Here is a 21,703-nt window from a genome sequence, read left to right as displayed (position 1 = left end):
CAGAATAAACTAAAAACATGAGAGTGAAACTCCTTATTTTAATTTCCTTTTTCTTCCTGACCAATTGGGCAATAGGCCAATCGGACGTGCAGTTTTTTGTCAAGACGATCAATTACACCACCCGCAAAAAAGAAGCGGGAGTTACGGTGACGTTGCTGGAAGGAAGCACCAAAGTGACATCTTCGGTTACGGACGCTTCGGGTGAAGTGAAATTCACACTGAAATCAGGAAAAAAATACAAAGTGGAACTTTCAAAAGCCGGAAAGGTTTCGCGGAATTTCACCATCAACGTAAGTGGAATTGACGACGAATTGTTGCAGGGAAGTTCGAAACCATACGGGGAAGCCGAAGTTGCGCTCTTTGACCAGCAGCAGAATGTGGATTACAGCTACGTTCAGAATAACCCGTTTACCGAATTTTATTTTGACGGACAAAATACCTTATTGCAGTACGACGGGGTGCTGGCTGAAAAGATGGCCAAGAAGATCGAGAAGATCATGAAGGATGCTGAAGCCTCTCAAAAACAGGGCGAAGCAAACTACAATGCCATTATCAAACAGGCAGATGCGCTTTTTACGGCGAAGAAATACGAAGAGGCATTGACTCAGTATGAAGCTGCTGTCAAAATCAAACCGACTGAAAAACACCCGAATGACCGTTTGATTGAAATCGATGGAATTCTTCGGGCAGCTAAATCTGCGAACCTGGCAAATGCACAGGCTGACGGTGAATACAAAGCATTGATCACGGCAGCTGACGGTTTGCGTGATCAGAAAAAATATGCGGAAGCAATCAGTCGTTACCAGGAAGCACTGGCGAAAAAACAGGAACAATACCCGAAAGACGAAATCGCGAAGTGTGAGCTGGCGATTGAAACAGCGAAGAAAGATGCTGAAAATGCAGCGAAATACGATGCGGCGATCAAAGCAGCGGATGCATTCTATGCTCAAAAAAGCTGGATGGCAGCACGCGACAAATACAAGGAAGCGTTGAAACTGAAGCCGAATGATCCGGTTGCAACTGGTAAACTGGCTGACCTGGAAGGGAAATTGAATGCCCAGAAATCGGAGCAGGAGAAAAAGCAGAAATACAACGATGCGGTAGCTGCAGGTGATGCCCTGATGGGAGAAGAAAAATGGGCGGATGCCAAAGCAAAATATACGGAGGCATTGACCTTTGAAGCGGCGGCAACGTATCCGAAAGATAAAATCAAGGAAGCAGATGCTAAACTGGCAGAAATTGCGAAAGCAAATGCCTTGAAGGAGCAGATCACCAAATTGCTGGCAGAAGGAAACACGGCAATCGGTGCGAAACAATACCCGGCAGCGAAAGCAAAATTCGAACAGGTGTTGACACTGGATGCTGCGAATGCGGAAGCAAAAACAAAAATCCAGGATATCGACAAATTGCTGGAGCAGGAAAAAGCAAATGCGGATAAAATTACGAAAGCAAAACAATTGGTTACCGAAGGAGATGCTTTGGACAAAGCGAGTAAATATGCGGATGCCAAAGCAAAATACCAGGAATCGATTCAGTTGATTCCTGATCCGGCTGTACAAGCTAAGATTGATGCAATAGATGCGAAAATACAGGCTGATGCGAAGAAAGCGGAGCAAAAAGCCAAATTTGACCAGGCTATCGCCGATGGTGATGCGGCAATGACAGCTTCCAATTTCGAAGCAGCGAAGAAAAAATACGAAGAAGCTCAGGTGCTGGATGCCGCTTCAGCTGTTCCAAAACAAAAACTGGTTGAAGTAGAGAAGAAGATTGCACAGGCCAATGCCGAAAAAGAGAAGAATCAGAAATACCAGGAAGCATTCAATGCGGGAGTCAGTGCATTGAATGCAAAAGATTATCCGGTAGCGAAAGAGAAATTCCAGGCTGCATTGGCAATTGACAATACGAAAACGGAAGCAAAAGAGAAACTGGCAGAAGTAGAAAAAATCCTGGCTGACAATGCTCAATTGGCTGTGCAGAAAGACAAATACGATGCGGCGGTGAAAGCGGGTAATGACCTGCTGGCACAAAACAAACTGGCAGAGGCCAAAAAGAAATTTGAAGAAGCCGGTGCGATCGATCCTGCTCAGACGCTTCCGAAAGAAAAAGTAAAGGATATTGACAAATTACTGGAGCAGGAAAAAGCAAACGCGGATAAAATTGCGAAAGCAAAACAATTGGTTTCCGAGGGAGATGCTTTGGATAAAGCCAGTAAATATGCGGATGCCAAAGCAAAATACCAGGAATCGATCGGATTGGTTCCGGATGCAGTGGTACAGGCTAAGATTGATGCCGTAGATGCGAAAATTCTGGCTGATGGCAAGAAAGCAGAGCAGAAAGCCAAGTTTGACCAGGCGATCGCTGATGGTGATGCGGCAATGGCAACATCCAATTTCGAAGCTGCGAAGAAAAAATACGAGGAAGCTCAGATTCTGGATGCTTCATCAACAGTGCCAAAACAAAAACTGATTGAAGTAGAGAAGAAGATTGCCCAGGCCAATGCGGAAAAAGATAAGAACCAGAAATACCAGGAAGCATTCAATGCCGGAGTCAGTGCATTGACGGCAAAAGATTATCCTACCGCAAAAGAGAAACTGCAGGCTGCATTGGCAATCGACAATACAAAGGCAGAAGCAAAAGAGAAACTGGCGGAAGTAGAAAAGATCCTGGCTGACAATACACAATTGGCTGCGCAGAAAGATAAATACGATGCAGCGGTGAAAGCCGGAAATGACCTGCTTGCACAAAATAAACTCGCAGAGGCCAAAAAGAAATTTGAAGAAGCCGGAGCGATTGATGCTACTCAAACGCTTCCGAAAGAAAAGGTAAAGGAAATCGACGGATTGCTTGCGAAAGCAGATAAAGAGAAACAGGTGACACAACTACTTGCTGAAGGAGCTGCGGCATTGGGCAAAAAAGATCTGTCCGGAGCGAAAGGAAAATACCAGCAGGTGTTGAGTCTGGATGCTTCCAATGCAACCGCTTCAGAAAAGATTGCTGAGATTACCAAACTGGAAAATGACCAGGCAGGTGAAGCACAGGAAACAGCTGCTTTTGAGAAACTGAAAGGCGAGGGAGCTGCACTTCAGGGGCAAGGTAAATATGCAGAAGCAAAACAAAAATACGTAGAGGCGAAAGCGATCAAATCTGATGATGAGATTGAAAAAGCGATTGCTTTGATGGATAAGAAGCTCGAAGAAGAACTGAAAAATGCAGATCTGAACAAACGATACGATGCTGTTTTGGCAGAAGCGAAAAACCTGGAAGCGGCGAAAAAGTATGATGATGCGATTGCAAAATACAACGAAGCATTGCAAATCAAGAGTAATGAACAGGAACCGAAGAACCGCATCAGTGCAATCAAAACATTGAAAGATTCGGAAGCAGCGCAACAAAAAATTGATCAGGAATACCAGGCAGCGCTCAAAAAAGGAGATGACCTGGTGGCTGAAAAGAAATATACGGAAGCGGTTCAGGCTTACAATGTAGCCTTGGTATTGAAGCCTTACGAAAAACTTCCGGTAGAAAAAGCAGAATTAGCGAAGAGTTTATCTGAAAAGGAAACCAGTGACGGTGATATGGCATACCAGAAAATCATCGATGTGGGGAACAAAGCTTTTGATGAAAAGAACTACACGAAAGCGAAGGAAATGTTTAACCGTGCGGCTAATTTCCGTCCGGCAGACCAATACCCGAAGCAGAAACTATCTCAAATTGACGAAATTGAAAAAACGGAAAAACTGGCGCAGGAACAGCAAAACCAGTTTGCAAAGAAAATGAGCGAAGCAGATGCTTTGGCGAAGGCAAATAAACTGGAAGAAGCAATTACTGCATACAAGGCTGCGAAGACCATCAAACCGGATGATCTGACTCCGGATCAAAAGATCCAGGACCTTCAGTCACTGCTTGCAAACAAGGTTGATCCGGCGAAAGAAGCAAAAACACGTTACGACGAAGCGATGCTGAAAGGAAAGAATGCCGCAGCTTCCAAAGATTACAACGGAGCAATCGGGTATTTCGAAGAAGCATTGAAGCACCAGCCGAAAGACCAGCCTGCGTTGAGCAAGATTGATGAAATGCGTCAGATCCTGGATAATGTAGCGAAAGAGAATGCAGCAAACAAGGAACTGGCTTCATTGGTGGCTGCTGCAGACCAGGAATTCAATAGCGGAAAATGGTCCAATGCAAAAGCAGCTTATGACAATATCCTGGCGAAATATCCTTCCAACAATTATGCTTACGAGCAATCCAAAAAATGTGAGATTAAGCTGAAAGAAGAAGCAGATGCTGATAAAGAGCGTGTTTACCGGAACCTGGTGAACAGTGCGAATGAAAAATTCAATGCTGCGAATTACAAAAAGGCAAAAGAACTGTATGAACGGGCAGTAACTCAGCGCCCGAACGATCCGTATCCGAAACAAAAACTGAGAGAGATCGAAAACATCCAGAATCCGCCGGTTGCTAATCAAAATCCTTCTACAGCATCTGAGCCTACTCCCATTGAGTTGAAGAGTCTGGGAGAAGAAACAGACAATTCACTGGCAGAGGGAGCGAAGAGACTGGAGCAGGCATCGAAAAAACGAAAAGGAAACCTGTCTCAGAAAATGGCTGAGAAGTCGAAGAAGGTCAGTGACAAGTCTGCGGAATTGGGTAACCAGCAGGCGAATGCAGCACTTTCTACCGATAGTACATTTACAAAAATCCGCATCGACAATACGGAGCGCGATGTGGCTGCTACAGCGAAAGTTCAAAACAATGTTTCGGCAATTGAAGGTAAAAGTGAGTCGGTTGCGAAAAGCAATGACGAAAATGCAACAATCAAGGAACTGAACATTGTGAACCAGAAACAACAGCTGGATGCGGCAGGACAGGCAGTGATCGTTACAAACAGCACACTTGATGGCGGGGCGGTTGAAAACAACGAAGTGATCAAGACCGCAAAAACCAACCTGGGAGAATCAAATAACAAGATGGCGGAAGAAAAGAATTCCGAAATCGCTAAGAATGATGCAACATACACCACGATTCGTTTAACACAGGAGAAAAACGGGATCGATGATACACAGGATCGTTTGGCTGAGGAGAAGAAAGTCCGTGAAGCTGAAGTTACCCAGGTTCGTTTGAATGAGGAAAACAGTGTGAAAGCCGGTGAAAGAACCGTAGAGACAAAAGAAGTGTTGAAACAGGTTGAAAATAACGTTTCGCAGAAGGTTGTTGAAGAAAAAAAACTATCCAACAATAACAATGAAGTGATTAAGGAGATTGATAAAGAGACATACAAGCAAGGAACTCAAAAGAGTACTGCCCAGGTAGAAAATTCCCAACGCTTTGCTGCGAAGAACAGTGAAACTGAAAAAGTAGTAGCGAAGGCAATTTCTGACAGACTCGAAGAGAATCGTGAGAATACGAACGTGATTGAAAACGTCAGAGATCAGAAAATGGAACTGGAGCGCGCAGACTACAACAAAGCATACGTGAAAAACCTGGAGAACAAACAGGTTTTATCTGTGAAGACCCGTGAAATGGAAGATAAAGAAAGTTTACCATCTATTGCGGTTACTGAAAATAAAAAGAACCTTGATGAGATCAAGCAACATGCAAACCAGATTGAAAAAGATAAAAACGAACAGAACGGCGATAAACTGTTGAGCAATGAGCAGCAACTTCGTGCTACACAGCAGCAAATCCAGGAGAAGCCGCAAAGCACCCAGTCAACTGATAATGCAAACCTGATCAAAAATGCGAAACAGGAGTTGGGAACAACTGAACAGATTCAGCAGGACAAAACGGAAGATAAAATTGTGGCTTCCAAAAAGGCGATTGATAATGCCGCTAAAGAACAGCCGCAGAAAGTGTCTGTAGGGGCCTACGATGTGGATTTATCCAAATACAAAGAAGGTGTGAACCAGGAGCAATTTGATCAATTAGGATCAGACGGATTGGTTTCTGCTGTTGTAACGCGAAGAGTCGTGGTTAAAAACGGAAAAGCAGATGTGTATATCCGTACGCAGACGATGGATGCCATTACCTATACCAAAAACGGTCAGGGATGTACGGAGTATGTTTGGCAAAGAGAAACACAAGACGCAACGCTGAAACGCAATTATTAAGATGGTGTGTCCATTCAGGTGCGAAGCGTATCGAGAATGGACACAGGCAGTATTGCCCGAATGGACAACGTCTTTGCCGGGATATAAAGAAAACAAGATTAAGAAATGAAAGGAAGAGTGTGAGTAACTATTTTTACTCACACTTTTTTTTTGCCCGGATTCCGGTAATTTCGGGATCAACTTTAATTTCCAGTTTATGAATGTTCATTTTATAGCAATAGGCGGAAGCGCCATGCACAATTTAGCAATTGCTTTGTCACGTAAGGGAGCGGTGGTAACCGGCTCTGATGATGAAATTTTTGAACCTTCACGGACGCGCCTGGAAAAACAGGGAATTCTGCCCGAATCAATCGGGTGGTTTCCGGATAAAATCACGACTGATCTCGACGCAGTTATTTTGGGAATGCATGCCCGGGAGGACAACCCGGAATTGCTGCGCGCAAAAGAACTTCAAATCCCGATTTTCTCCTACCCGGAATACCTGTATGAGCAAAGTAAAAACAAACACCGGGTTGTTATCGGTGGAAGCCATGGAAAAACAACCATTACGTCCATGTTGCTACACGTTGTAAACGCATTGGAATTAAACGTGGATTACATGGTAGGAGCACAGCTGGAAGGTTATGACTGCATGGTCAAATTATCTGAAGATGCACCGTTCATGATCCTGGAAGGGGACGAGTACCTGAGTTCTCCGATTGACCGCAGACCGAAATTTCACCTGTATAAACCCAATACGGCATTGATCAGTGGAATTGCCTGGGATCACATCAACGTTTTTCCGACCTGGGAGAATTACGTAGACCAATTCCGATTGTTCTGCGAGGTGATCGAACCGGGAGGCAGACTGATTTACAATTCCGAAGATCTGACGCTGAATGAGTTGGCAGGGGAGTTTAAAGACCGTTTGGATACCAAGCCTTACCGGACACCGCAATACCGCGTGACCGATTCAGGAACAGTTCTGATTTACGATGGAAGAGAATACGAGCTCCAGATTTTTGGTGCGCATAACCTGCAAAACCTGCTTGGAGCGATGTATTTGGCAGAATCGATGCGGATTTCTAATCACGACTTCCTGCAGGCGATAAAAACGTTCACAGGAGCGGGAAAACGTTTGCAGAAGGTGGTTGAGAAAGATACTTTTACCTTGTTTAAGGATTTTGCGCATTCACCATCTAAACTGAAGGCTACGACTTCCGCGGTGAAAGAACAATACCCGACTAGAAATGTGGTAGCCTGTATGGAATTGCATACTTTTTCTTCCCTGAGAAAAGAGTTTCTTCCGTTATATGACGGTGCAATGAATGCAGCTGATGAAGCGCTGGTATATTTCAGTCCGGAAGTGGTCGCACATAAAAAACTCGCTCCGTTGAGTATTGCTGAAGTACAGGCTGCTTTCGGAGGAAGGGTGAAAGTGGTGAACGATACGGAAGAAGTCCTTCAATTCATTCGTGAAAAGAACTGGAATGATTCGGTGTTACTGATGATGTCTTCCGGGAATTTTGACGGAATTGATTACGACCGGCTCGGAGAAGAACTGGTTCAAACGATCGGATAAAAAAAATGTCTGCTATTCCGGGGAATAAGCAGACATCGTCTTTTTTATAATGCAGTTTAAAAAGTTCGCTGTTTGAACAAAATCCTGCGGAAGATGACCGTCAGGAGAATGGCATTGACCGTTGAAAGTATCAGCATTCCCAATAAAGAGATGGTCATTGTAGAAACAGGATTAAACATGGAGCGGTAATTTGTCATCGCTTTGTTATAGATCTCTTCTTTGGTCAAAACCTCCATTTCCGGATCTTTTCTCAACTCCTTCATTTTCGCAGGATCATCCAGGGTACTTTTGACCACTTCTTCTGCCTTGGCCAATTGATTGGCATTGTAGGAAGGGTCGATTTTAGCATAATACAGGTAAAGTAACCCGGCTACCAAAACGGTATAAAGTAATCCGCCGCCCAGGGTGTTCTTAATATCTCCCAGAGCGCTGCTTTCCTGTCTGTTTTCAGATCTTTTCTCAGCGATTGTACCAATCGTCATTCCCAATAACAGGCAGAGGATATTCCACATCACCTGGAATTTGACACTTGCTTCGTCCTGGAGGATTTGGGTATAAAAAAAGATCATTTTGCCGGTAAACCAAATACCAACAAACAACACGGCAATTTTTAAAGAAATTCTCATGATATAAAAATAAAGTCCCGGATTCCCCGGGACTTGAATGATTATGAATTCATTGATACTAAAAACTCTTCGTTGGAGCGTGTATTTTCCATGTGTCCTTTCACAAACTCCATGGCTTCTACCGGGTTCATATCTGCAATGAACTTGCGGAGCAACCAGATGCGTTGTAAAACATCTTTCCCTACCAGTAAGTCCTCGCGGCGTGTTCCGGAAGAAAGAATGTCGATCGCCGGGTAAATTCTTCTGTTGGAGATTTTACGGTCGAGCTGTAATTCCATGTTCCCCGTTCCTTTGAATTCTTCGAAGATTACCTCGTCCATTTTAGAACCTGTTTCTGTTAATGCAGTCGCCAGGATGGAAAGTGAACCTCCGTTTTCAATTTTGCGGGCAGAACCGAAGAAACGTTTTGGTTTGTGTAGTGCGTTTGCATCCACACCACCGGAAAGAACTTTACCGGAAGCAGGAGAAACGGTGTTGTAGGCACGAGCCAGACGGGTAATGGAATCCAGTAGGATACATACGTCGTGACCACATTCTACCATGCGTTTTGCTTTTTCCAAAACGATGTTTGCCACTTTTACGTGACGGTCTGCAGGTTCGTCGAAGGTAGAAGCAACTACTTCCGCTTTTACGCTGCGTGCCATATCTGTAACCTCTTCCGGACGTTCATCGATCAGCAAAACGATCAGGTAAACTTCCGGGTGGTTTGCTGCGATAGCATTTGCCACATCTTTCAACAACATGGTTTTACCGGTTTTCGGCTGTGCCACGATCATTCCGCGCTGTCCTTTCCCGATAGGGGCAAACAAGTCCATTACGCGTGTCGACATGGTTTCTTCTCTGTGTCCGGTAAGTTTGAATTTCTCATCCGGGAACAACGGTGTCAAGTATTCAAACGGAACACGGTCGCGGATATATCCCGGATCACGTCCGTTAATAGAATCTACTTTTACCAGCGGGAAAAATTTCTCACCTTCTCTCGGTGGACGGATTGTTCCGCGAACGGTATCTCCCGTTTTCAGACCGAATAATTTGATCTGGCTTTGAGAGACATACACGTCATCCGGAGACGGAAGGTAATTGTAATCCGATGAGCGAAGGAATCCGTAACCATCCTGGATCACTTCCAAAACACCTTCAGCTGTTACGATACCAACGAGGTTGTATGCTTCTTCGTCGATTTTTTCTTCCTGCTGATTATTTTGGTTTTGATTCTGGTGCTGCGGGCGATTCTGATTTTGATTTCGCTGCTGATTATTATTCTGTTGATTCTGATTCTTCTGATTGTTATTCTGATTCTGCTGGCGTTCCTGGTTTTGTTGATTTCCCTGGTTTTCGCCCTGATTGTTGAATCGTTGTTTGTTGCCAGGGTTGTTTTGATTGTTATTCTGGTTTTGGGAATTTTGATTTTGGTTCTGATTCCCTTGATTTCCCTGGCGATTTTTATTGATAATGCGTTCGAAAGGCTTGATTCCTGCAGCCGGTTTTTCTTCCGTAGTCTGTGTCTGCTCCTCGGCTTTTTTAGGCGCTTCTTCTGTCTTTGGAGTATCAGGAGTTTCTGCTTTTACTTCTGTTGTTTGAGCAGCAGCTGCAGCCGGAATACGTTTGCGTCTTTCTCTGGATGAGTTGTTCGGAGCCGGTTCCGTTTCCGGTTTTGCTTCTTCTGATTTGATTTCCTGAGTTGAAGATTCCGGAGTTTCTGTCGTAAATAAGTCTGCCGCCGGGGCACTTTTCTCACTTTTCGATTCAGCAGTTTTTTTAGTAGTCTTTGGTTTGGCAGGTGCTTTTTCGGTCGGTTCAGCGGCAGGTGTTGAGCCGGTCAGGATTTGTTCAATCAATTCACCTTTTTTAAATGATTCAACTTTCTTGACACCGAGAGATTTAGCAATTTCCCTTAATTCTGGCAATAACTTGCCGTCTAAGTCTTTTTTATTCATATAAAATTTTGGACTAGTTGTAATGTATTCGACTGAATACTTGCGAAAAGCAATGTGATTTCAATTACGATGATGCAATATTACAAATATTCCTTATACAAGCACAATGAAATTCCTTTTTTTCAAAAAAAAAACCGTTTTGTTTTCATTTTTATACTATTAAATTTGTGCCACACCGGAAAAAATGATAAAAATTCCCCATGAAGATTTCAAAAAAACAAATACTCCTGCTGCTGATTGTGTTGTTCTATGCCTTGTTGTTTACGATTGGGATTTTTAGAAAAGAAACAGATCCTTTTGCCCTGATTGCTCCGGGAACGATTGTGGCAGGAATCATGGCAGGTTGGTATCTATTCCGTTCACGAATGAATCTGCTGTATTATGTTGCCATTTATGGGTTGACAGCTTTGTTTTTCTACGTTGAGCGCCTGGGCGGGAGCGCACTGTTCATGGGAGGCCATGTGGTGAAGTTTTTACTGATCGGCTTACTGATTGCATTTTCCATGCGGAGTAAAAAACTGTCGCTTTGGATTTTTTCTTCGATGATCATTGGAGTAGAGGTCGGATTAGATTTTCCGGAGATGTCACTGGAATTGAAACGCTTCGGGGATATTTTCCTGAGACTGATTAAAACGTTGGTAGCCCCATTGCTGTTTTCAACGCTGGTGGTGGGAATTGCCGGACACAGCAGTTTGCGCCAGGTGGGGCGAATTGGCTTGAAGAGTATTATTTATTTTGAGGTAGTAACCACATTTGCCTTGTTTCTTGGGCTGGCAGCGATTAACCTGACACAAGCAGGTAAAGGAGTGCAACAGGTAGAAGTGTCCGAGAAAATGAAAGAGAAATCGACTGATTTGCTGGCTCAGTTGGAGAAACCGAAAGACCACCTGGTGGATATATTCCCGGAGAATTTCGCGAAAGCAATTGTAGAAAACCAGGTGCTTCAAATCGTGGTATTTTCCCTGATTTTTGCCATTGCATTGAGTTTGGTTCAAAACCTGAAGCATAAGGAAACCATGCTCAACTGGATGGAGAGTCTTTCGGAAGTCATGTTCAAGTTTACGGATATCGTCATGTATGTGGCGCCGATTGCTGTTTTCGGATCGATAGCTTACACGGTGGCGAATTCTGGAACGGATGTATTGGCAAACCTGATGAAACTCGTAGCAACGCTTTATGTGACACTGGTGGTTTTTGTATTGGTTGTCTTGCTTCCGATTGCGCTGATTGCGAAAGTACCGTTACGAGGATTTCTTAAAGCGGTTACAGAACCGTTTTCGGTTGCCTTTGCTACAGCCAGTAGTGAGGCTGCGTTGCCAAAAGCATTGGAAAATATGGAGAAATTCGGCGTTTCTAAAAAGATTGTCGGTTTCGTGATCCCGACCGGGTATTCGTTTAACCTCGACGGTACAACCCTGTATTTATCAATGGCAACTGTTTTTGTGGCCCAAATGAGCGGGGTAGACCTGACGATCGGTCAGCAGGTTTCCATTTGCCTCACATTGATGCTCACCAGTAAAGGAGTAGCAGGAGTTCGTGGTGCTTCCTTTGTGATTTTGACGACTACGTTGATGGATTACAAACATTTGGGAATCAGTGTGGAAAAAGCGGGGATCATTCTCGGAATCGATGCATTGATGGATATGGCCAGAACGTCCGTTAATGTCCTTGGAAACTGTTTGGCTTCAGCGGTTATTGCCAGAAGCGAAGGAGAGTTGCAGACAGAAAAAAATAACGGGTAATCGTTTGTTTGATCACCCGTTATCAAATACTATTACTTACTTTCTAAAGAGGCTCATTGATGCGCTTTACAACCGTGGAATTGGAGTATTAATTCTTCAGCAGATGACACATGACGTTCCGTTTCTTCTTTGGCGATATAGTCCTTTGAGGAAAGCGAAGAACCGGTTTCATGCTTCACTTCTGACTCAGTCGAACAGGATGGTAACCCATTGATTGTGAATAGTGTGAAACAGATTAACAGAAACCTCTTTAGCATGATCCGAATATAAGTTAAAGGTCGGAATGCAGAAACGGAAAGTGTCCTTTTTGCTACTTTCGTCGAATAAAATGTTGCTTTCGTCGACTAACAAGCCTTACTTCAACTTATGCTTTAAGTGCTTCGCCGTGTAGTTGTTTGCCTGCTGCACCAATTCTTCCGGAGTTCCTGTAAATTCAATGTTTCCGCCATTCAAACCACCTTCCGGGCCAATGTCAATAATCCAGTCAGCAGCTTTGATCACGTCCATGTTGTGCTCGATCACGATAATCGAATGTCCGTCATCTACCAATCTGTTGAAAGCAACAAGCAGTTTTTCAATGTCGTAAAAATGCAGACCGGTTGTCGGCTCATCGAAAATGAAGAGTGTTTTTTGATCTTTCTGTGCTCCTTTGATCAGGAAAGATGCCAGTTTAACGCGTTGCGCTTCACCACCACTCAGGGAACTGCTGGACTGCCCCATCTGCAGATATCCCAACCCCACATCTTCGAGTGGCTGGATTTTCTGAATGATCTTTTCATCCAGTTTGTCATTTCCTTCCTTGAAGAATGCAAGAGCCGCAGAAATATCCATATTCAGGATATCCGAAATGTTTTTGCCGCGGTAATGCACTTCCAGGGCTTCCTGGCGGTAACGGCTTCCTCCACACGATTCGCAGGTGAGGTGTACATCAGCCATGAATTGCATGCTCACGGTTACAACACCTTCTCCTTCGCACATTTCACAACGTCCGCCTTCCACGTTAAACGAGAAGAAACCTACTTTGTAGCCGTTGTGTTTGGATGCATTCTGCCGGGCAAACAATTCGCGGATATCGTCAAATGCTTTCACATAAGTGACCGGATTGCTTCGGGAAGATTTTCCGATCGGATTCTGGTCAATCAGTTCGATTTCCGAAATACCGGATAAATCTCCTTCAATGCGCTTCACATTTCCCTGGTGATCTCCGTATTGACCTAAATACTTCCTGATTCCGGGATAAAGAATCTCTTTTACCAGGGTCGATTTTCCGGACCCACTCACGCCGGTTACAGCCACGATGCGATTCAGGGGGAAATCAACCGAAACATTTTTCAGGTTATGTTCTTTTGCGCCGATCACCGAAATCTTATTCTTTCCGTTGCGGCGTTTTTTCGGAACCGGAATTTCCCTGACTCCGGTTAAATATTGTGTCGTAAGACTCGTTTCGTTTTTTGTGAGTTCATCGAATTTCCCCTGGAACACGACTTCTCCGCCGAATTTCCCGGCAGCAGGGCCGATATCGATGATCTCATCGGCGTGGAGCATCATGTCTTCTTCGTGTTCTACCACGATTACGGTGTTCCCGATATCGCGCAGTTTTTTCAAAACGCTGATTAGTCTTTCCGTATCTCTCGGGTGCAGTCCGATGCTTGGTTCATCCAAAATATACATCGATCCGACCAAGCTGCTTCCCAGGGAAGTTGCCAGGTTGATACGCTGTGATTCTCCTCCGGAGAGCGTGTTTGCTGCACGATTCAGGGTCAGATATCCCAGCCCGACATCACATAGAAACGAAAGCCGCTGTGTAATCTCCGGTAGAATGCGTTTGGTAATTTGTGCTTCAAATGAATCTACTTCCAGGTTTTGGAAGAAATCCAATGCTTTTTCGATCGGCATCAAGACCAGTTCTTTGATACTTAAACCACCGACTTTGACGTAGTTTGCATCTTCCCGCAAACGGGTTCCGTGACATTCCGGACACAGCGTTTTTCCACGGTAGCGCGACAGCATCACGCGGTATTGAATTTTGTATGACTGACTTTCGATGAATTTGAAGAATCCGTTGATTCCTGCGAAGTATTTGTTCCCGTTCCAAAGAATTGCCTGCTGCTCTTCCGTCAGTTCTTCTACTGCGCGGTGAATCGGGAAATCAAATTTACGGGCATTTTGCACCAGCTCTTGCAGGTATTCGCCCATCACTTCGCCTTTCCAGGGAGCTACGGCTCCTTCGTAAACACTTAAACTCGGATCCGGAATCACCAGGTTCGGGTCGATGCCGATAATAGAACCGTAACCTTCACAGGTTTTACAGGCTCCAAACGGGTTATTGAAGGTGAACAAATGCGGAGTAGGTTCCACAAATGTCATATTGTCCAGTTCGAAGCGGGTAGAGAAAGAGCGCTCTTCCATGCTTCCCATGTGAATCACAGAACAATCTCCGTGACCTTCCATAAAAGCCAATTGAATGGAATCTCCTAAACGGCCGGAAAAGTCATTGTCCATTTCCTGGGTCACAATCCGGTCTATCACAATCATAATGGAATCGGAAACCGACAAATCTTTCGGATTGATATCTTCCAGCTGTTTGAGTTCGTGGTTGTGCAGAATACGCACATATCCCTGTTCTTTCAGCAGTTTCATGGATTTCTCGATCCCGTATTTTTCCAGGGAAGGAAACGGCGCAACAATCAACAGGCGCAGATCTTGTTCCAGTGAAGCGATATAATTGATGACATCCGTAACGGAATCTTTTTTGACTTCATTCCCGGAAACAGGGGAGAAGGTACGTCCGATACGTGCAAAGAGAATCTTGAGATAATCGTAAATTTCGGTTGTTGTTCCAACGGTTGATCGCGGGTTATTCGTGATCACTTTTTGCTGAATGGCAATCGCAGGAGCAATTCCTTTGATGAAATCTGTTTCGGGCTTGTCGAGTTTCCCTAAAAACTGCCGCGCATAGGACGACAAACTCTCAATGTAGCGTCTTTGTCCTTCCGCATAAAGCGTATCGAAAGCCAGGGAAGATTTCCCCGATCCCGATAATCCTGTTATAACGGTCAGCTTCCCGTGTTCGATTTTAACTTCTAAGTTTTTCAGGTTATTAACCCGTGCTCCCTTGATGTGAATATATCTCTCAGACATAGTGCAAATTTCGGGAATTAATTCCGAATTATAGGTGTTGAATGACGAATAAATAAACGCTTTTTTATTACTTTTTAAGATAAGGAGGTGCTGTGTAAATTACAGGTAGAATTTATAACCAACTAACGGGACATTCGGAATTATTTAAGTTTTTTTTTGATTTTATCTGAAATAGTTCTATCTTTCCAAAAAATTCATAACGCCTATAGAGAAAATTCTACTTTAAACTGTTATTAAACAACTGGTTAAACCTTTAAGAGTAGAGTTATGGCTATGAAATTTCTAGACGATCAAGTTCTTGTACATCATTATTTGGAAGGAAACGAACAAGCTTTTGAAGTTTTGTTGATGCGTCATAAAGATAAAATTTATCGTTCTATCTATCATAAGATCAGAGAAAGAGAAATTGCCGAAGATATTTTCCAGGAAACATTTGTAAAAATTATTCAAACCTTAAAATTGGGTAATTACAATGAAGAAGGAAAGTTCTTGCCCTGGGCTATGCGAATTGCACAAAACCTGGTGATTGATTACTTCCGCAAACACGGAAGAATGAAAATGGTGAGCGAGCGCAATGCAAAGAGTGAAGATTTCAATATTTTCTCCGTGCTGAAGATGGATGCGTTGAATGTGGAACAGAGTATTTCCAAAGACGAATTGGAAAAACAACTTGTTCAGTTGATTCACCACCTTCCTGAAAGTCAGAAAGATATTATTGAAAAGCGGATTTTTCAGGATCTTTCTTTTAAGGATATTGCAGAGATGGAAGATATTTCGATCAATACTGCGCTTGGAAGAATGCGTTATGCGTTGATAAATTTGAGGAAGTTGATTGAGAAACACCAGTTAGTTACGGATCTCGATTAATTGTTAGCTACCACAATAAAATAGGAAATCCCTCGCCGAAAAGCGGGGGATTTTTGCGTTTTGCAGGTTGTTTACCAGGGTAAGTAGTGCATAAGTGTACACTTATCCACTAAAACCGGAATGAATGTGTTTCAGGGGCTTACCATTTGGGAAAAGAGAAGGGAAAAGGATTGGTTTCAAGTGCCAAATTTGAATTTTGAATAAGAAATCAGAACTGTTCATAAAAAATAAATAATTGATGTTCTGCATGTTAGGTCCGTTTTGAATTGCTCTCTCCGTTTTTACGCTTTTCGCCTCTTTGCAAAGTCCGGATTATAGCTACTTTTGCCGCCTAAACAAGTAAGAATCAATTTAACTTAATGATGAAAAAAACAGCGCTTTTAACGTTATTTTTAGGACTTAGTGCATTGTTCGGATTTGCACAAACATTGTCCATTGACTGGGGAACTTCCTTTGACAGTAACACCGACGTTCAGAAAATTATCGGATTTGCAAAAAACAAAATGGTCGTTTATTCCGCGAAAGGAAAGAAACGATTCATCGAGGAGTATGATGAGAAGGGATTTGCACAATTGTCTTCTACAGAGTACCAATTGCCGGACGTTTCCGGACAGCTGGTTGGCCTTTTGAACATTACGGTAGCGAACGACGATGTTCTGGCGGTTATTTACAGCTACGATAAGAAAACAAAATCCTTTACCCTGTACACTCAGACCTTGAGCACGAAAGGAAAAGAGAAGGGAAAAATGGAAGAGTTTTACACTTCCGAAGGAGATGAAGACAAAATCAAAGACGCGATCGTAGACGTTCGTTTCTCTCCTGACAATAACAAAATGCTGGTTTTCTTTGACCGTGCAGACAGAGACCGTTTGACATTCATGAGCAATGTGGTGATGGTTGATTTGAAAGACCTGAGCAACAATCAGAGTACGGAAGTAAAATACACGATGCGCGATGCAAAATCGGAGAGTGTTCAGTTTAAAATGACGCACACCGTAAACAATGACGGATCTTATTTCTTCATTTCCCAGTTGACAGAGTTCACGAAAAAAGCAATTTCGAACTTCGAGTTGAATGTTGCTGGTTACGATGCAAAAGGAAAGAAAATTGGTGAAAGTGAAATCGTAGACAAAGAAAGCTTGTTGCTGAATCCTACCATGGTACAGACAGATCAGGGATATTCTGTAGTTGGTTACTACATGACAAACCCTAGAAAACGTGCGATAATCACAGGTTACACCGGGTTGTTTGTTGCAAAACTGGATAAAAACGTGAATGTAACAGAAGTGAAAAAGAACGATTTCAAAGATGAGTTCTTCAAAGACCTGTACTCGGATCGTTACATCCGTCGTATGGGAGAGAAGCAAAAAGAAATCCAGGTTCCTGCACCGTATTCCATGGACAATGTGGTATTACATGCTGACGGAACCATGACAGTATTGTCTGAGTACTTCCTGGTAACAGTTATCCAGGACAAAGGTCAGCGTACAACCACTACAAATTATGGAAACATCATCTACTACAAAATTTCGCCTGAAGGAGAAATCATCGCGGCAGATGTGGTGAAGAAAAACCAGATCAGCAGCACGCAATCCATTGGATTTGGTGTAAGCGGCGGAGCAATGATGATGTTCATGAGTTTCGAAACAAAAGATCAGCGCAAGAAATACTGGTCTTATTCACTGGCGGTGAAAGAAAATACGGTTTACCTGGTATTTAACGATCACAGAAAGAACATGGTGAACGAAGACGGTGAAATCTCTGCTTCTTTGGCAAACCCTGCAAAAGGACTTCCTTACCTGGTGGAGATTCGTGAAGACGGAACATTTACCAAAAAAGCGATGGCTGAAGCAAGCGATGAAGACACGTACTGTGTTCCTCAGATCACGTACCAAACAGAAGTAAATGAATTTATTATCTGGGGTGTGAAACGCAAGGAAAACAAATTCGGAAGAGCAACAATCAATTAAGATTGAATCCATAAAAAACAAACAAAGGCTGCCCGGTAAAGGCGGCCTTTGTTTTTCCTGCAAATCGCGCAATAAATAAGGAGACAGATAAAGCTATGTGTGCTATGTACCTATGTGGTTCATGTCTCACGCAGATCAATGAATTAATAAAAGCTATGTTTCTATGTGGTTCCTCGCTAAAATTTAATCTGCAGGCTGGAGCAATGAGCTGATTGCAATCCGGTTCCAGGAATTGATTAAAACAACTGCCATGATAATTTGAGATAAGTAATGTGCATCAAAAACAGCTTGTGCTTCCCGGTACAAATCTGTCGGAATTCCATCCTGGTGGATCAGTGTCACCGCTTCGGTGAGAGCGAGGATGATGCGCTCTTCCTGGGTGTATAGATCGTTGACTTCTTTCCAGGCATTCAACAGGAAAATGCGCTGTGCCGTTTCTCCTTGTTTCAGTGCGTCTTTGGTGTGCATGTTGATACAAAACGCACAGCCGTTGAGTTGTGAAGCGCGAATTTTGATCAGTTCTTTGTGTGTGTTGGTCAATGCGCTCTTTTCAATGTAACCAGCTAAGGCATACATGGCTTTTGTTGCTTCGGGTTCCGTTTCCAGGATGTTGATTCTTTTTTCCATTTTTTGTGTTTTTGTGATCCCGCAAGTGTTGTGGAATGGATTGAAACAAAGGTCTGAAACGGAAAATCAAAAAAACTTAAGGTGGTTTAAGAACGCTTTTTCTTGCGGATTTCGCTCAAATATTCCGGAGTGAAACCCAGATAGGAAGCGACCAGGTATTGCGGAATGCGTTGTACGAACTCAGGGTGAAGCCGGATGAAATGAAAATAAAGCTCATCTTTGGAATAGTTGTACAGGAATTTGAGACGCATCTGTACGGCAGCATACGCACGCTGGTACACGAACCGGAAATAGCGCTCCATTACCGGGAAATCCTGAAGCAGTTTTTCCTGCGAATGGAAATCGATCACCAGAACTTCTGATTTTTCTACAGCCTGAAAAGAAAAGGGAGATTCCGATTGAAATTCAAAAGACTTGTTATCAGTCAACCACCAGGTTTCAATGGCAAATTCGGTGGTGATCTCAACGCCTTTCTCGTTGATAAAGAACTTTCGCAAACAGCCCTTCAGTACAAAATAATGCTGCCGGCATACCTGACCTTCCTGCAATAAGTTTTCTTTTTTGGAAACCTGCAGGGGGGTAAAGTACGTGAGAATCGTTTCAAACTCTTCGTCGGAGATGGAGATGAATTTTTCGAGGTGCTGTTTGAAAATGTGTGACATCTGTTTGTTAATTGAATCGGGTAATTCTTTCCAGGGAGATGGTGTCGTGAGGAACTGCGACAGTCAATTTGTTTTCGCTGACAGTAAGGATATGAACGAATGTTACGAGGCAACCTTCTCGAATATTCAATGTTTTGTCCGTCACAAGGTAATTAAAAAGCAACGGATTAGCTGTATTGAAATGTTCGAAAACCTCGGCTCTTCCGTCTTCCCGGATATACCATGCAAAGGGTTTGTTATAAAATTCCGGCTTGATGTAAGGATCTGGTTTTGTATCTTCAGATGGTCCGTTGAATTTCCACCAGCCAAGTAACTGACCTCTTAACCGGTGATTATCCATGGATTCGGCCAATTCTTTCTCAACATTTTTATGAATGCTTTTTTGGTAGTAACAAGTAGTTTGGTTGTATTCATCGCGGATGACCAACTGATCGGAATCTAATGAGATGACGGGGTATTCCATATCATATTGGTTGAACAACTTTTGATTTTTGTAGCATCCGTAAGAAACCAGTTCATTTCCTGTTGAATGGGAGAAGATGTGAAACTGATCATCGCGTGTAATGCAAAGAGCTTCCGAATTGAGCGCTCCGTTTGAGACCGAATCCAACCACCAGACGCCGTATAGAAATTCTTTCCGGATCGGTGTTTTGGTTTGTTCGGACGTGCTTTTGTTTGTATTACACGCCTGGGAAATCACGAGAAATAGACAAGCGAAGACGAATGTTTTCAGCATAAAATGCCTGAATTAATGAATAACTCGTTTTTTACGGGATAGCAATACTGTATATAAACTGCTTGATTTCCTCCAGCTTGTCCAGGTCTTTATCAAAAACAATTCCCTGAACCAACACAATCTGATCTCCTTTTTTGAAGAAAGCCTGGTAGGACGTTTTTGAAACGCCACCTGCAGTAAATGAAATTTTCAGGGACAATGTTTCATACCCGTTAATCGGTTCGTGGGACAGTTCTGAAACTTTCAGATCGGTAACTCCCAGTTTTTTCATGCCTAAGCGGTTCATCTCAGAAACTTTATCCAAAGGTGCTGTTCTCATATGTTCCATCGTCGTAACCATAATCAGGGGTTCCTGGGAATTGATCGCTTTGAGCTCACCATCGATGGTGTAAACGTCAAATTGCTCCATTTTTTCGCAGAATTTATACCTGGAATTCGTATCTGTAAACAAGTAGGAAGCATTCATCGAAAGCTGCGATTGGAAATTCCGGTCGAAGTAAATGCTTTCGAGAGCATGGTAAATTTCCTCACGCGTTTTTTTCTCCACCGTTTCGTAATCCGCCTGTACAAGTACCGAGAAACTGTTGTCTCCGAATAACAAATACAGTGTTTCCGTATTGTTCAATTTTCCCGGAGTCACGATCAACTTCCCTGCATATTCATTGACATGCAGCAATTTGGAATCCAGGATTTCCTTCCCGTGATTGGTAAATGCCGAGTCGTCATAGAGTGGAAATGCACTTCGGATTTTTTCACCTTTCGATTCAATGACCCGGATCGTGCAATTTCGATCCCGGATTAATCCCACAAAGTCATCGGCGATTGAAAATCCCTTCGGAGGAATCATGAACAGGCGCGTACTCCCGATATTTAAGTGAGAAGCGGTCTTTTGAGAACGAATATCCTTCAGCTCCGGTCGTTTGTCTGAACAGGATGAAAAAAGGAATAGCGCAGTAGCAACGCAGAATAGGGTTAATGTCTTCATCATTATTTACTTGTTTTTTTCTTGTCTTTTTGCCGGCCTTTGTACTTTTCGCGTGCCAGTTTCAAGGTGTGTTTCAATGCCTTTTTGCCCGGAGTTATTTTCTGGTGTCCCGGAATCACGGTTTTTACCTTCGGATATTTGTTGATCAGTGTTTTAGCCGCCACGCGCCACATGCCGATGTTTGCATCCGAAAGATTTCCCAAATCCTGTGCTTCTGCCGATTTGACAAAACAACCGCCTACCAGCAAACGATCCGCCGGGAAATACACCACAATATTATCTGACGAATGTCCCGCTCCGGGATAAAACGTTTCAAAAACCGTATTCCCGATGTGGAATGTGGTGTCTCCTTCAAAAGTATATGTCGCTTGCGGAAACTGATGCTCTGCACAGAGATTTTTGGTTGCGTAGGTGCTGTAGGTTGCAATTCCTTTTTTACGGTAATAATCCAGTCCGGCAGTGCGGTCTTCGTGCCAGTGTGTAGACAATACGAGTACAACCGGAAGATTGAATTTCAATTTCACGGAATCCAGCAGGGGTTGAAACTGCGTTGTGTCCCACGGAGTGTCAATCATCACAACCCCGGTGCTGGTTAATTTTAGCAAGCCGTGTGACGAAATGCGCGCCTGCTTGTAGGTTTGATATGTCGTAAAAATGTAGGAACTATCCGAAATTTTGGTTAGATCCAGTTGGGCATTTGCCCCGGACGCTAACAGAAATAACCACAAAAAGACCCGTGTTC

At 43.4% G+C, this 21,703-nt stretch carries 13 protein-coding genes; 5 read left to right on the top strand and 8 right to left on the bottom strand.

Annotation, left to right across the window (positions count from 1 at the left end):
* Positions 1–17: 17 nt before the first annotated feature.
* A complete protein-coding gene (locus ABDV94_RS04545; RefSeq protein WP_343605146.1) occupies positions 18–6,107 on the top strand; it encodes a hypothetical protein in 6,090 nt (2,029 codons plus the stop codon).
* 196 nt (positions 6,108–6,303) lie between these two features.
* Positions 6,304–7,668 (top strand): Mur ligase family protein, encoded by a 1,365-nt coding sequence (locus ABDV94_RS04540; RefSeq protein ID WP_343605144.1) that lies wholly within the window; start codon positions 6,304–6,306, stop codon positions 7,666–7,668.
* Positions 7,669–7,724: 56 nt separating this feature from the next.
* Here ABDV94_RS04540 and ABDV94_RS04535 read toward each other — a convergent pair whose 3' ends face one another.
* Together ABDV94_RS04535 and rho are read right to left on the bottom strand one after the other, a co-directional pair.
* Positions 7,725–8,294: a DUF4199 domain-containing protein gene (locus ABDV94_RS04535; RefSeq protein ID WP_343605142.1), complete on the bottom strand. Its 570-nt coding sequence runs from the start codon at positions 8,292–8,294 to the stop codon at positions 7,725–7,727.
* A 41-nt stretch (positions 8,295–8,335) separates the two neighbouring features.
* Complete coding sequence (rho, locus tag ABDV94_RS04530) at positions 8,336–10,231, bottom strand: transcription termination factor Rho (protein ID WP_343605140.1); 1,896 nt, start codon at positions 10,229–10,231, stop codon at positions 8,336–8,338.
* Positions 10,232–10,431: 200 nt separating this feature from the next.
* Between rho and ABDV94_RS04525 the strand changes: the two genes are divergently transcribed.
* Entirely contained in the window at positions 10,432–11,973 is a 1,542-nt protein-coding gene (locus tag ABDV94_RS04525) for a cation:dicarboxylase symporter family transporter (RefSeq protein WP_343605138.1), read from the top strand.
* Positions 11,974–12,327: 354 nt separating this feature from the next.
* Here ABDV94_RS04525 and uvrA read toward each other — a convergent pair whose 3' ends face one another.
* Complete coding sequence (gene uvrA, locus ABDV94_RS04520; protein WP_343605136.1) at positions 12,328–15,114, bottom strand: excinuclease ABC subunit UvrA; 2,787 nt, start codon at positions 15,112–15,114, stop codon at positions 12,328–12,330.
* A gap of 267 nt (positions 15,115–15,381) precedes the next feature.
* Between uvrA and ABDV94_RS04515 the strand changes: the two genes are divergently transcribed.
* The gene (locus ABDV94_RS04515) at positions 15,382–15,981 is read left to right on the top strand and encodes a sigma-70 family RNA polymerase sigma factor (protein ID WP_343605134.1); all 600 of its coding nucleotides are present in this window, start codon (positions 15,382–15,384) and stop codon (positions 15,979–15,981) included.
* Between the two features lie 359 nt (positions 15,982–16,340).
* Positions 16,341–17,951, top strand: coding sequence for a hypothetical protein (locus ABDV94_RS04510; protein WP_343605132.1), 1,611 nt, complete (start codon positions 16,341–16,343; stop codon positions 17,949–17,951).
* A 183-nt stretch (positions 17,952–18,134) separates the two neighbouring features.
* Here the strand turns inward: ABDV94_RS04510 and ABDV94_RS04505 are convergent, their stop codons facing one another.
* The 5 genes from ABDV94_RS04505 to bla form a co-directional block, all read right to left on the bottom strand.
* Positions 18,135–18,578 (bottom strand): carboxymuconolactone decarboxylase family protein, encoded by a 444-nt coding sequence (locus ABDV94_RS04505; RefSeq protein WP_343605131.1) that lies wholly within the window; start codon positions 18,576–18,578, stop codon positions 18,135–18,137.
* An 86-nt stretch (positions 18,579–18,664) separates the two neighbouring features.
* Positions 18,665–19,240, bottom strand: a complete 576-nt coding sequence (locus ABDV94_RS04500; protein ID WP_343605129.1) for a Crp/Fnr family transcriptional regulator — start codon at positions 19,238–19,240, stop codon at positions 18,665–18,667.
* A 7-nt stretch (positions 19,241–19,247) separates the two neighbouring features.
* The gene (locus ABDV94_RS04495; protein ID WP_343605127.1) at positions 19,248–19,976 is read right to left on the bottom strand and encodes a hypothetical protein; all 729 of its coding nucleotides are present in this window, start codon (positions 19,974–19,976) and stop codon (positions 19,248–19,250) included.
* Between the two features lie 31 nt (positions 19,977–20,007).
* Entirely contained in the window at positions 20,008–20,964 is a 957-nt protein-coding gene (locus ABDV94_RS04490) for a hypothetical protein (protein ID WP_343605125.1), read from the bottom strand.
* Positions 20,964–21,689: a subclass B1 metallo-beta-lactamase gene (bla, locus tag ABDV94_RS04485; RefSeq protein WP_343605123.1), complete on the bottom strand. Its 726-nt coding sequence runs from the start codon at positions 21,687–21,689 to the stop codon at positions 20,964–20,966. The genes ABDV94_RS04490 and bla overlap by 1 nt, the downstream gene beginning before the upstream one ends.
* Between the last annotated feature and the right edge of the window lie 14 nt (positions 21,690–21,703).

Origin of the sequence: Fluviicola sp., from assembly GCF_039596355.1 — a bacterium.
Taxonomy (GTDB): domain Bacteria; phylum Bacteroidota; class Bacteroidia; order Flavobacteriales_D; family Crocinitomicaceae; genus Fluviicola.
The sequence above is the reverse complement of the archived record's forward strand: the minus strand, read 5'-3'. Positions and strand labels throughout refer to the sequence as shown.